General features: G+C 62.2%; 13 protein-coding genes. 12 read left to right on the forward strand and 1 reads right to left on the reverse strand.

Going from position 1 to position 12,917, the window contains the following annotated elements:
• Positions 1-166 precede the first annotated feature (166 nt).
• The 4 genes from amt to C2U47_RS23080 all read left to right on the forward strand — a co-directional run bounded on the left by amt (position 167) and on the right by C2U47_RS23080 (position 4,051).
• Positions 167-1,594 carry an ammonium transporter gene (gene amt / locus C2U47_RS12865; RefSeq protein ID WP_069785014.1) on the forward strand — a complete coding sequence of 476 codons (1,428 nt, stop codon included), beginning with the start codon at positions 167-169 and terminating at the stop codon, positions 1,592-1,594.
• A gap of 230 nt (positions 1,595-1,824) precedes the next feature.
• Positions 1,825-3,177: a 23S rRNA (uracil(1939)-C(5))-methyltransferase RlmD gene (gene rlmD, locus C2U47_RS12870; protein ID WP_069785013.1), complete on the forward strand. Its 1,353-nt coding sequence runs from the start codon at positions 1,825-1,827 to the stop codon at positions 3,175-3,177.
• 112 nt (positions 3,178-3,289) lie between these two features.
• Positions 3,290-3,799, forward strand: coding sequence for a GNAT family N-acetyltransferase (locus C2U47_RS12875; protein WP_174218580.1), 510 nt, complete (start codon positions 3,290-3,292; stop codon positions 3,797-3,799).
• Between the two features lie 81 nt (positions 3,800-3,880).
• A complete protein-coding gene (locus tag C2U47_RS23080) occupies positions 3,881-4,051 on the forward strand; it encodes a DUF5363 family protein (RefSeq protein WP_164915510.1) in 171 nt (56 codons plus the stop codon).
• On the opposite strand, the gene tppF is transcribed toward C2U47_RS23080, so the two are convergent.
• Positions 4,020-4,634 (reverse strand): type IVa pilus pseudopilin TppF, encoded by a 615-nt coding sequence (gene tppF, locus C2U47_RS12880; protein ID WP_103261673.1) that lies wholly within the window; start codon positions 4,632-4,634, stop codon positions 4,020-4,022. The genes C2U47_RS23080 and tppF overlap by 32 nt on opposite strands.
• 40 nt (positions 4,635-4,674) lie before the next feature.
• On the opposite strand from tppF, the gene C2U47_RS12885 reads away from it, so the two are divergent.
• The 8 genes from C2U47_RS12885 to C2U47_RS12920 all read left to right on the forward strand — a co-directional run bounded on the left by C2U47_RS12885 (position 4,675) and on the right by C2U47_RS12920 (position 12,808).
• Positions 4,675-5,463, forward strand: coding sequence for a TatD family hydrolase (locus C2U47_RS12885; protein ID WP_069785011.1), 789 nt, complete (start codon positions 4,675-4,677; stop codon positions 5,461-5,463).
• A gap of 213 nt (positions 5,464-5,676) precedes the next feature.
• Positions 5,677-6,951, forward strand: a complete 1,275-nt coding sequence (locus C2U47_RS12890) for a NupC/NupG family nucleoside CNT transporter (RefSeq protein ID WP_010673026.1) — start codon at positions 5,677-5,679, stop codon at positions 6,949-6,951.
• 123 nt (positions 6,952-7,074) lie between these two features.
• Positions 7,075-7,245 (forward strand): XapX domain-containing protein, encoded by a 171-nt coding sequence (locus C2U47_RS12895; protein ID WP_010673027.1) that lies wholly within the window; start codon positions 7,075-7,077, stop codon positions 7,243-7,245.
• 387 nt (positions 7,246-7,632) lie between these two features.
• The gene (deoC, locus tag C2U47_RS12900; protein WP_039039946.1) at positions 7,633-8,406 is read left to right on the forward strand and encodes a deoxyribose-phosphate aldolase; all 774 of its coding nucleotides are present in this window, start codon (positions 7,633-7,635) and stop codon (positions 8,404-8,406) included.
• Between the two features lie 82 nt (positions 8,407-8,488).
• Complete coding sequence (gene deoA, locus C2U47_RS12905) at positions 8,489-9,820, forward strand: thymidine phosphorylase (protein WP_069785010.1); 1,332 nt, start codon at positions 8,489-8,491, stop codon at positions 9,818-9,820.
• 14 nt (positions 9,821-9,834) lie between these two features.
• Positions 9,835-11,043, forward strand: coding sequence for a phosphopentomutase (locus C2U47_RS12910; RefSeq protein ID WP_010673030.1), 1,209 nt, complete (start codon positions 9,835-9,837; stop codon positions 11,041-11,043).
• A gap of 133 nt (positions 11,044-11,176) precedes the next feature.
• Complete coding sequence (deoD, locus tag C2U47_RS12915) at positions 11,177-11,890, forward strand: purine-nucleoside phosphorylase (RefSeq protein ID WP_039039949.1); 714 nt, start codon at positions 11,177-11,179, stop codon at positions 11,888-11,890.
• 132 nt (positions 11,891-12,022) lie between these two features.
• Positions 12,023-12,808 carry an RT0821/Lpp0805 family surface protein gene (locus C2U47_RS12920; RefSeq protein ID WP_232091556.1) on the forward strand — a complete coding sequence of 262 codons (786 nt, stop codon included), beginning with the start codon at positions 12,023-12,025 and terminating at the stop codon, positions 12,806-12,808.
• Positions 12,809-12,917: the final 109 nt, after the last annotated feature.

Consider the following 12,917-nt stretch of genomic DNA (forward strand, 5'->3'; position numbering starts at 1 on the left):
CTCCATGAAATAAAAGAATTATTTTTCTTGGCCTGCTTTATGCTTTCCCCATGTTATGTCGCCATGATGTCTCCGTGAGCCACACAGGTGCGGTGGGCAGGTGGCCAGGTTGGAAATGCATATCAGGAAATGGACCCGGATGCCGGGACGACAAGGAGAGGGCTGTATGTTCAAGAGACTCGTAATGACTGGCCTGCTGGCGCTGGCCGCCACCATGGCCGCCCCGGGCTGGGCCGAAGAGGTGGCCGCGCAGGCCGATGTGGTACAGGCGGCCGCGACCGTGACCATCAACAAGGGGGACAATACCTGGCTGATGGTGGCAGCGGCCCTGGTGATCCTGATGTCCGTGCCGGGCCTCGCCCTCTTTTACGGCGGCCTGGTGCGCGCCAAGAACATGCTGAGCGTGCTGATGCAGGTGTTCACCCTGTTCTGCCTCATCACCGTCCTCTGGGTGGTCTACGGCTACTCCCTGGCCTTCACCGAGGGCGGCGCCTTCTACGGCTCCTTCGACAAGGTGCTGTTGATGGGGGTGACGCCGGATTCCATCGCCGCCACCTTCAGCAAGGGGGTCGGGATCAGCGAGTTCATCTACGTGGTGTTCCAGGGTGCCTTTGCCGCCATCACCTGCGGGCTCATCGTCGGCGGCTTTGCCGAGCGGATGAAGTTCTCGGCGGTGCTGCTGTTCGCGGTGATCTGGTTCACCTTCGCCTATATCCCGATGGCGCACATGGTGTGGTACTGGGCGGGTCCGGATGCCTACACGGATGCGGCCGCCGCCGAAGCGGCCGGTGCCACCGCAGGCTATCTGTTCCAGCACGGCGCTCTGGACTTCGCCGGCGGCACAGTGGTGCACATCAACGCTGCGGTGGCCGGTCTGGTTGGGGCCTTCATGGTGGGCAAACGGGTTGGCTATGGCCGTGACCCCATGACCCCCCACAGCCTGACCATGACCATGATCGGTGCCGCCCTGCTGTGGTTCGGCTGGTTCGGCTTCAACGCTGGCTCTTCCCTCGAAGCCAACGGCACGGCGGCTCTGGCCTTCGCCAACACCTGGATCGCGCCAGCCGCTGCCGCCCTCTCCTGGACCTTCGCCGAGTGGGCGATGAAGGGCCGTCCCTCCCTGCTTGGCGCTGTCTCCGGTGCGGTGGCGGGTCTGGTCGCCATCACCCCTGCCGCCGGTTTCGTCGGTGTGGGGGGCGCCCTCATCATCGGCCTGCTCAGCGGTGTGGCCGGTCTGTGGGGCGTGCACGGTCTCAAGCGTCTGCTGGGGGCCGATGACAGCCTGGACGTGTTCGGCCTGCACGGGGTGTGCGGGATCCTGGGTGCCGTGCTGACCGGGGTGTTCGCCAGCCCGGATCTGGGCGGCACCGGGGTGTGGGACTATGTGACCAACCAGGTGGCCGAGGGATACTCCATCCTGGCCCAGGTCAAGATACAGGTCATCGGCGTGGGGGTGACCGTGGTCTGGACCGCCCTGGTCTCGGCCGTGGCCTACAAGCTGGTGGACCTGCTGATCGGTCTGCGGGTGAAGGAAGATGCCGAGCGCGAAGGGTTGGACGTGACCAGCCACGGCGAGAAAGCCTACAGCCATTGATCCTGCTGCCATGAATGTCATACCGCCGGCCCCGTCCGGCGGTTTTTTATTGGGGCGGGCTGTCCAGGCTGCCCGGACCGGGCCGCTGGTGGCCGGGGTCGCTATTTGTGTTTGCGGGGTCTTTTATGCCTGCATTTTGGGCGGATCTCCGCTAAACTCTGCCACCCTTTATTCAGGGTCGCCGGGTCTGCCCCGTCGTCACCCTCTCTTTCATGCCTTCGGAGCCGCTCATGCCGTTAGTGGGACACCAACATCAGATCGATATTCTGGAACTGACCGACAAGGGGGATGGCAAGGGTCGCCTGTTCGATCGCCCCCTGTTTGTCGAGGGTCTGCTGCCCGGTGAGCAGGCGCTGGTCGAGTTGACCGAGGTCAAACCGAACTACCTGCACGGCAAGCTGGTCGAGTTGACCCAGCCCTCTGCCGACCGGGTAGCCGACTTCTGTCCCAACACAGAATGCGGTGGCTGTCAGGTGCGCCCGCTGGCCTATCCGGCTCAGCTCAAGCTCAAGCAGAGTCTGGTGCAGAGCGCCCTGGAGCAGGTCGGGCTGGGTGATGCCGTGGTCAATCCCATCCTCGGCATGGAGACCCCGTTCGCCTATCGCAACAAGGCGCAGTACGCGGTGCGCGGCTGTGACGCCGGTGCCGAGATCGGTTTTTATCGCAAGCACTCCCACGACCTCATCACCGCCGATGATTGCGCGGTGCAGGACTCGCTGCATGTGGAGCTGAACGCCCGGGTGCGCAACTGGATGCGCGAGCACGACATCGCGGCCTATGACGAGGTGGCCCACACCGGCTGTGTGCGCAACCTGATGACCCGCAAGGGCTTCAAGAGCGGCGAGCTGATGGTGGTGCTGGTGACCCTGAGCGAGGAGCTGCCGTTCGAAGCCGAGCTGCTGGCGGCTCTGCAGGATCTGCCGATCACTACCCTGGTGCAGAACATCAACGAAGCGCGCACCAACCGCATTCTGGGCGACAACAACCGGGTGCTGCTGGGCAGCGGGGTGATCCGCGACAAGATCCACGAACTCGAATTCGAGATCTCGCCGCTCTCCTTCTTCCAGAACAACCCGAGCCAGACCGACGTGCTCTACTCCAAGGCACTGGAGTATTGCGAGCTGACCGGCAACGAGACGGTGTTCGACATCTATTGCGGTATCGGCACCATCTCCCTGTTCCTGGCCGGCAAGGCCGCCAAGGTCGTGGGGATCGAGTCGGTCGAGAGCGCCATCAGCGACGCCCGTCGCAATGCGGCCCTCAACGGCATCGAGCAGACCGAGTTCCACGTCGGCAAGGCGGAGCAGCTGATGCCAGCCCTGCATGCCGAAGGGGTGAGCGCTGACGTGGTGGTGATGGATCCGCCGCGCAAAGGCTGTGACAAGGCCGTACTGCAGACCCTGGTGGCCATGGCGCCGCGCCGTCTGGTCTATGTCTCCTGCAACCCGCAGACCCTGGCCCGCGATCTCGCCTGGCTGGTCAAGCAGGGCTTCGTGCTGGACGAGGTGCAGCCGGTCGATATGTTCCCGCACTCCATGCACGTCGAAGCCGTCGCTCGCCTGAGCCTGCCAGCGAAAGCCTGATCGGGCCGAGGGCGTGGCGTTAGCCAGATGGCTCTGATAAAAACGACTCCTGAGGGAGTCGTTTTTTTTATGGTCGTGGTCGGCAGAACCACCAGGCAGGGAGGTCGGCGTGATGATTCGTATGGCAGGGGTGGAGGATGCGGCGGTGCTGGATCGCTTCTTCGGGCAACTGGACAGGGAGACCCGCTTCATGCTGTATGAAGCGGGAGAGCGCCCCTCGGACATCGAGGGGCAGCGCAGGCGGCTCGAGGCCATGGCCGCGGCTCCCAATCAGGCCATGTGGCTGCTGGAGCTGGCGGGGGAGGTGCAAGGGTTTGCCGCGCTCCTTGGTGGCGGCCTGGCACGCAACCGCCACTGCGCCCTGGTGGTGATGGGGCTGCGTTCGGGGGCGCGCGGGCAGGGATGGGGAGAACGGTTGCTGCGTACCCTGATCGCGACCGCGAGGGATCTCGGTATCCACCGGCTGGAGCTGGGAGTGATGACCCACAACGAGGTGGCCCACGCCTTGTATCGCAAGTGCGGGTTCGTGGAGGAAGGGGTGAGACGGCAGGCCTATCGGCTGGACGAGGGCTATGTGGACGAGATTTCCATGGGGCTGTTGCTGCCGCTGGACAGGCCATGACGCCGCTGGCCCCGAGATGCTGGTCTGGGGAGTTGGATTGGGGCAGGCTTGTGGGGAAACCATCGAGACAAGGAGGCGCCCATGAAGGGGATATTGCTGCGTTGGCTGGCTCGCTACGATGCCTGGTGCCAGGAGTGGGGACTCACACCGGAGAACCGGCGCTGCTGCGCGCCGGTACGCCATGATGAAGAGGAGAAGCGCCCGGAGAAGGGCGACGACCTCACTGGAACTGGCGAGTCACGGCGCCAGTGACGCTGTTGTAGTCGAACGATAGCCCGTCGGGGTATGCCGGGAAGCGGCCCACGGAGCTGCGCAGGGTATAGCGGCAGTTGTCGTGACGAAGGGCGCCGTCAGCCTGAGCGTCTGCCGGGATGAGCCGGGAGATGTAGTCACTGTCCGAATCCTGGTGCAACTCATCGGCCACCGTCAGATCGGTATCGAGCAGGGCACCAAACAGGCTCTCGCAGTCGTTCCGGCTGCTGACAGAGATCTGATCGCTGTCGCCACCGGGGAAGACGGTATCGGGCCCCTGACCTCCCTGGTCCTCCTTGGTGCCAACCGGCCAGCCATGGCTGTTGATGTCGAGATCCTGCCTGCCCATGCCGCTAAAGTTGTAGAGTGCCAGGGGCTCCCCCTTAACCTTGACCGCCCAGCCGGCGTGGGCGAGCCGGGCGGCACTGGCAAAGCTGCCCGCCGTGGCCGAGACGCTGCTCTTGAGCCCGTCGTCCTGGATGTTGATGAAGCGGGGCAGGGCGGTCACGGCCAGGATCCCCAGCACGATGATGACCAGCACCAGTTCTATCAGGGTAAAGCCTCGGGAAACGTGTGTTGGCATGGAATGAATCCATTGAGTACGACAGACAGGTAAGCGCGACATGGAATTGATAGACACCCACTGCCACCTCGATTTTCCGGTCTTTGACGCCGATAGGGAGGCGCTGCTGACCCGGTGGCGCCAGCTGGGGGTGGGCGAGTATATCATCCCCGCCGTGGGAGAGGAAAACTGGGGGCGGGTGGTGGCGCTGGCCGGGCGCCACGACGACATCCGCTATGGCCTGGGGATCCATCCCTGGTATGTGGGCAAGCAGCCCCGGGATGCACTGACCCGGCTGGAGACCCTGCTGGCGAGTCGGCCCCGTGGGCTGGTGGCCGTGGGGGAGTGCGGGCTGGATCTGCGCTCCCATGTGCCGCAGGAGGGGCAGGTCGAGATGTTCGAGGCGCAGGTGCGGCTGGCCATGGCGCATGCGCTGCCCCTCATCGTCCACTCGGTGCGTGCCAACGACACGGTCGCCAAGATCCTGCGGCGCTTCACTCCGCCACAAGGGGGGGTCATTCACGCCTTCAGCGGTTCCCTGCATCAGGCGGAGGTGTTCTGGCAACTGGGTTTCAGGCTGGGGATCGGGGGGGTCATCAGCTATGAGCGGGCCAACAAGACCCGGGAGGCGATACGCCAGATGCCGCTGGAGGCCTTGCTGCTGGAAACCGACGCTCCCGACATGCCGCTGCAGGGCCAGCAGGGGGAGGTGAACACGCCGGCCAGCCTGCCGACCATAGCCCGCTTGTTGGCACAATTGCGGCAGCAACCGCTGGAGGATGTTATTTCGGTGTTACATGACTCCACCCGGCGGCTGTTCCCCCCAGGAAATCATGAAATTAACATTTGATTATCAAATGATGACCGAGTGATAAAAAACAGGGCCCATAAAAATCGTTTGCGGTCTAATTAAACGATGTTCAGGCCGTTTGTGGCTTATAAAATGTGACCAGTATTCTATTTTGTCGCACCGTAATTAGTATAATGCGCACCCTTGATTAGCGGCTTCAATACACAAATCGTTAACAAGCTGGCAGGTGCTACTAAAGAGGAAGTGTTAATAATGAATCTGATAATGGGTCTGGTAGGGATGGCGACGCTCATCCTGATTGCGGTGCTGTTCTCCAGCAACCGCAAGGCAATCAAAATTCGTACCGTAGGTGGCGCCTTTGCCATCCAGGCCGGTCTGGGGGCCTTCGTGCTCTACGTACCGGTCGGTCGTGACATCCTGGTGGGCGTGTCCGACGCCGTCTCCAGCGTCATCGGTTATGGCCAGAACGGCATCGAATTCCTGTTCGGTGGTCTGGTTGGCAACAAGATGTTCGAAGTGTTCGGTGGCGGTGGCTTCGTCTTCGCCTTCCGCGTCCTGCCCGTCATCATCTTCTTCTCTTCCCTGATCGCGGTACTCTACTACCTCGGCATCATGCAGTGGGTGATCAAGCTGCTGGGCGGCGGTCTGCAGAAGGTGCTGGGCACCTCCCGTACCGAATCCCTCTCCGCCACTGCCAACATCTTCGTCGGTCAGACCGAAGCCCCGCTGGTGGTACGTCCCTTCATCTCCAAGATGACTGACTCCGAGCTGTTTGCCGTCATGTGTGGTGGTCTGGCTTCCGTTGCCGGCTCCGTGCTGGCCGGTTACGCCTCCATGGGCGTCAAGATGGAATACCTGATCGCCGCCTCCTTCATGGCTGCCCCGGGTGGTCTGTTGTTCGCCAAGTTGCTGGTACCGGAAACCGAGACCCCGAGCTACGACGAGAACACCGCAGAAGGTGAGCTGGACGACAAGCCGGCCAACGTGATCGACGCCGCTGCCGCCGGTGCCTCCGCCGGTCTGCAACTGGCCCTGAACGTGGGTGCCATGCTGCTGGCCTTCATCGGCCTCATCGCCATGATCAACGGCATCTTCTCCGGTGTGGGCGGCTGGTTCGGTTACCCGCAACTCTCCCTGGAGCTGCTGCTGGGCTGGCTGTTCTCCCCGCTGGCCTTCCTGATCGGCGTGCCCTGGAGCGAAGCGGTCGTGGCCGGTTCCTTCATCGGTCAGAAGCTGGTGGTCAACGAGTTCGTGGCCTACCTGAACTTCGCTCCCTACCTGAAGGATGAAGTGCTGATCAACGGTGTGGCCATGTCCGAGCACACCAAGGCGATCATCTCCTTCGCCCTGTGCGGCTTCGCCAACCTGTCCTCCGTCGCCATCCTGCTGGGTGGTCTGGGCTCCATGGCACCGAACCGTCGCGGCACCATCGCCAAGTTCGGTCTGAAGGCCGTGCTGGCAGGTTCCCTGTCCAACCTGATGTCTGCGACCATCGCAGGCTTCTTCCTGGCGCTGTCCGGCATGTAACATCGCCTGACTGACAGGATAAAGACGAACGCCACAGCGATTTGCTGTGGCGTTCTCGTTTGGGGTGGTGACAACCGTTTTCCTGTCAAGACTAATAATAAAGTGAGTCAAATCGGAGGTTCTATGAATGAAGTGCTACTGGCAATGGCGGCCGGCTTTATCGTTGGGGTGTTGTTTTCTTTCCTCAAGTTGCCGATACCGGCGCCGCCCGTCCTCTCCGGCGTCATGGGGATCGTGGGGGTCTATCTGGGGGGCATTGCCTACTCCTGGATCCTGACCCGCTTCTTCTCTTAAGCGCCTTCCAGCGCTGGATTTGCCGGGTGTGAGGTACCTCTGAAATTGGCAAATCCGGCTTGCAAACACGGGGTATCTCGGCTGAAATAGGCGATGCCAGCAGGGTGCTGGCATTGACTAATGCCCGGTTAATCCGGGTGTTGGCGGTCAAATGGAATTGATTGGGAAGTCGGGTCTGCGTAGTCGGCCTTTCTCAAGTCTTCATGGAACCAAGTCCGCACTTTTGTAAGAAAGTGACAGGGCTCTTGCCTTATTTGCAGCCGTATTGCCTGTGCATTTGCGCTGCAATTCCATATCCCGTTGCTCCGGGAACGTCTCTGCCGACCCTTGGTGTTCGGTGAAGCCGATCGCGGGTGATGGGGCTTAACAAGACTTTGGAGACATAGCATGACTGATCTGAAAGTGGCCGCCCAACGCGCCCTGAACCTGATGGACCTGACCACCCTGAACGATGACGACACCGATCAGAAGGTGATCGACCTGTGCCACAAGGCCAAGTCTCCGGCCGGCCTGACCGCCGCCGTCTGCATCTACCCCCGTTTCATCCCCATCGCGCGCAAGACCCTGCGTGACATCGGCGCAGCCGACGTGCGCATCGCGACCGTGACCAACTTCCCCCACGGCAACGACGACATCGAGATCGCCGTGGCCGAGACCCGTGCCGCCGTGGCCTACGGTGCCGACGAGGTGGACGTGGTCTTCCCGTACCGCGCCTTCATGGCCGGCAATGAACAGGTCGGCTTCGATCTGGTCAAAGCATGTAAGGAAGCCTGCGGCGCCAAGGTACTGCTGAAAGTGATCATCGAGACCGGCGAGTTGAAGGAAGAGGCGCTGATCCGTCGCGCCTCCGAGATCTCCATCGACGCCGGTGCCGATTTCATCAAGACCTCCACCGGCAAGGTGCCGGTGAACGCGACCCCTGAAGCGGCCCGCATCATGATGGAAGTGATCAAGGCCAAGAACCCGAAAGTGGGCTTCAAGCCGGCCGGTGGCGTGAAAGACGCCGCCGTGGCGGGTCAGTACCTGGCCATGGCCGAAGAGATCCTGGGCAAGGACTGGGTATCCGCCCGCACCTTCCGCTTCGGCGCCTCCAGCCTGCTGGCCAGCCTGCTGGCGACCCTGGGGCATGGCGACAAGCCTGCCAATACCAGCGGTTACTAAGCGGTGGCAGGGGGCGGTGCGCTGCCCCCTTCCGGATCTGGTTCGGTCTGTGTTCGTGCACGGCGCACGGAGGGAATGAAAGATGTTTTTGCCTCAAGAAATTATTCGCAAGAAGCGCAACGGTGAAGCGCTCAGTACCCAAGAGATTCAATTCTTCGTCCAGGGCATAACCAACAACACCATCGGCGAGGGGCAGATTGCGGCCCTGGCCATGGCGGTCTACTTCAAGGACATGACCATGGATGAGCGGGTCGCCCTGACCTGCGCCATGCGCGACTCCGGCATGGTATTGACCTGGGACCACCTCAACCTGGGCGGCCCCATCGTCGACAAGCACTCCACCGGCGGTGTGGGTGACGTCGTCTCCCTGATGCTTGGCCCCATGGTCGCTGCGTGCGGCGGTTTCGTGCCGATGATCTCCGGCCGGGGTCTCGGCCACACCGGCGGTACCCTCGACAAGCTGGATGCCATCCCAGGCTACCAGACCTCGGTCGACAACGACCGCTTCCTGAAAGTGGTGAAAGAGGCGGGTGTCGCCATCATCGGCCAGACCGGCGATCTCGCCCCGGCGGACAAGCGTATCTATGCAGTACGGGATATCACCGCCACCGTCGAGTCCATTGCCATGATCACCGGCTCCATCCTCTCCAAGAAGCTTGCCTCCGGTCTCGAAGCCCTGGTGATGGATGTGAAGGTGGGCTCCGGCGCCTTCATGCCGACCTTTGAAGCCTCTGAAGAGCTGGCCAAGAGCATCGTCGCCGTGGCCAACGGTGCCGGCTGCCGTACTTCAGCACTCCTGACCGACATGAACCAGGTGCTGGCCTCCAGCGCCGGCAACGCCGTGGAAGTGCGCGAAGCGGTGCGCTACCTGACCGGTGAGTATTGCAACCCGCGCATCCACGAAGTGACCATGGCCCTGTGCGCCGAGATGCTGATCTCCGCCGGTCTTGCCAGCGATGACGGCGATGCCCGCACCAAGCTGCAGGCGGTGCTGGACAACGGCAAGGCAGCCGAGATCTTCGGGCGCATGGTGACCGGCCTCGGCGGTCCCGCCGACTTCATGGAGCGCTACGACGACTACCTGCCCAAAGCCGCCATCGTGCGCCCCGTCTACGCGGCCCACAGCGGATTCGTCACCGCGATGGATACCCGTGAACTAGGCCTGGCGGTGGTCGCCATGGGGGGCGGTCGCCGCGCCGCCGCCGACAAACTCGATTATGCCGTCGGTCTGACCGACTTTATCCGCCTGGGTCAGAGCGTCGATGCTGACAAGCCGCTCGCCCTGATCCACGCTCAGACAGAAGCTCAATTTGCCGAGGCTGCCCGCATGGTGCAGGCTGCCGTGAAGATCGGCGACACCCGACCAGAGGCGCTGCCCGAGGTTTACCGTCGCATCGGTCTGGCTGATTTGTAACAAGGGGAAGTCCCATGAAACGTACCTTTATTCTGATGATGGACTCTTTCGGTATTGGTGCTGCCGCCGATGCCGACAAGTTCGGCGACGTGGGTGCCAATACCCTTGGCCATATCGCCAAGGCGTGCGCCGCCGGTGAGATCGAGGGCCGTGGCGCTCTCAACCTGCCAAACCTCAGCAAGCTGGGTCTGGGCCACGCGGGCGAACTCGCCAGCGGCACCTTCCCGGCCGGACTGAACAAGGACATCGAAGTGGTCGGCGCCTACGGCTTTGCCCAGGAGCTCTCCTCCGGCAAGGACACCCCGTCCGGTCACTGGGAGATTGCCGGCGTGCCCGTCTTGTTCGAGTGGGGTTATTTCCACGACCATCACAACAGCTTCCCGCAGGAGCTGCTGGATGCCATCGTCGAGAAGGCCGGTCTGCCCGGGTATCTGGGCAACTGCCACGCCTCCGGTACTCAGGTGCTGGACGATCTGGGCGAAGAGCACATGCGCACCGGCAAGCCGATCCTCTACACCTCTGCCGACTCCGTGTTCCAGATCGCCTGCCACGAAGAGACCTATGGCCTCGAGAAGCTCTATGAGCTGTGCCACATCGTGCGCGAGCTGCTGGAGCCCTACAACATCGGCCGCGTCATCGCGCGTCCGTTCGTGGGCAGCGGCAAGGGCAACTTCAAGCGCACCGGCAACCGCCACGACTACTCCGTGCTGCCGCCGGCGCCGACCGTGCTGGACTACATGAAGGAAGCGGGTGGCCAGGTGGTCTCCATCGGCAAGATCGCCGACATCTATGCCCAGCAGGGCATCACCAAGCAGGTGAAGGGGACCGGTCTGACCGAGCTGTGGGACAGGACTCTGGAAGAGGTCAAAGCGGCCGGTGATCAGACCATCGTCTTCACCAACTTCGTCGACTTCGACTCCTCCTACGGTCACCGTCGCGACGTGAAGGGCTACGCCGATGCGCTGGAGTACTTCGACTCCCGCCTGCCGGAGCTGTTCGACCTGCTGCAGGATGGCGACGTGGTGGTGCTGACCGCCGACCACGGCTGTGACCCGACCTGGAGCGGTACCGACCACACCCGCGAATACATTCCGGTACTGTTCTACGGCAAGCCGGTCAAGGCGGGCTCCGTCGGTCGTCGCGAGACCTTCGCCGACATCGGCCAGAGCATCGCGGCCTACCACGGCCTGCCCAAGCTGCAATACGGTACCAGCTTCCTGTGATGGTGACCCCGGGCCGGTTCGCCTGCCCGGGGTGCCACAGGGCCCCGGTTTCCTTTAATGTACCGCCGCCGCGCAGGCAGCGGACAATCCATAAAGACAATAAAACTCAACCTAGTGTGAAGGAATAAAGAGAATGGCAACTCCTCATATCAATGCGAAAGATGGCGCCTTTGCTGATACCGTGCTGATGCCGGGCGACCCCCTGCGTGCCAAGTACATCGCCGAAACCTTCCTGGAGAACGTCGAGCAGGTGTGCGACGTGCGCAACATGTTCGGTTTCACCGGCACCTACAAGGGTCGTCGCATCTCCGTCATGGGTCACGGCATGGGCATCCCGTCCTGCTCCATCTACGCAAAAGAGCTGATCACCGACTACGGCGTGAAGACCCTGATCCGCGTGGGCTCCTGCGGCGCCGTGCGTGAAGACGTGAAACTGCGTGACGTGGTGATCGGCATGGGTGCCTGCACCGACTCCAAAGTGAACCGTCTGCGCTTCAAGGACCACGACTTCGCCGCCATCGCCGACTTCGACCTGGTGGCCAATGCCGTTCAGGCCGCCAAGAACAAGGGTGTGGCCGTGCGCGTGGGCAATATCTTCTCCGCCGATCTGTTCTACACCCCCGACCCCTCCATGTTCGACGTCATGGAAAAATACGGCATCCTGGGTGTCGAGATGGAAGCCGCCGGTATCTATGGCGTGGCCGCCGAGTACGGTGCCAAGGCGCTGACCATCTGCACCGTCTCCGACCATATCCGTACTGGTGAGCAGACCACCTCCGAAGAGCGTCAGCTGACCTTCAACGACATGATCGAAATCGCGCTGGACTCCGTCCTGCTGGGTGACTGATCCCAGGCTTCGGCTCCACGCAAAAACGGCGACCCAGGGGTCGCCGTTTTTTTATGCCTCATCGGGATGGAAAACTCAGCTGGCGAGTTGCGCTGTCTATACTTTCGGGCAACTCCTCATGAGGCTAACACCATGAAACGAATATATATCCTGCCTCCGCTGCTGCTTGCCATGATGTTGATAGTCCCGACGCTCTGGCAGGAGGCGCTGGCGCTGGAGGGCAGGGGCCAGCACATGCCCCAGCACAGGTCGGCGCCGCAGCGGGTATCCCAGCCCCACGCGGTGCAGCACAGGGCCGTGCCCCGTCAGGCCAATCGGGAGTCGGTAAAATTCAACGAGGGGTGGGGCAATGTGAGGGCGCGGGACAAGGCGACCCGGCCGGTTCATGTCAACCAGCGTCAGATACAGGATCGCCATGTCGAGGGCAACCATCAGCTGGACAACCGCCACATCGACAATAGTCGTGACATCAGGGGCAACAACCTGGTCATCGACAATCACCACAACAATATCGTCGTGCCACCGAATCGGCGCCGTGTCTATCACGACGTGGTGGTGGTTCGTCCCTATGGCCACTGGTATGGGGGCTATGGCAGTTATTACGACGACAACGATGCCTGGAAGTGGCTGGCCTTCACCGCCATTACCCTGAAGCTCCTCGACAACATCAATGAGGAGCAGCAGCGGGAGCACGAGGCTGCCCAGGTCAAGGCGACCACGGCACCCCTGAACGATCCCGTCACCTGGAGTAATGGTGACGCCTCCGGCTCGGTGACTGCGGTGCGGGAAGGGACCAGCAGCAGTGGCCGCTACTGCCGCGAATTCCAGCAGACCATCACGGTGGGGGGCAAGAAGGAGGATGCCTTCGGTACCGCTTGCCAGAAGCCTGACGGCTCCTGGGAGATCGTTTCGGATTGAAAGCCAGCAGGTGAGAGGGGCGTTGACTCCCGATCTGCCAAGCTGCGGGGAACTGGGAGTGGGTCAAGAAACGGGGAGGCATGAGGCTTCCCCGTTGCTTTGGGGGGCT

Origin of the sequence: Aeromonas sp. ASNIH7, from assembly GCF_002903485.1 — a bacterium.
Lineage (GTDB): Bacteria > Pseudomonadota > Gammaproteobacteria > Enterobacterales > Aeromonadaceae > Aeromonas > Aeromonas caviae.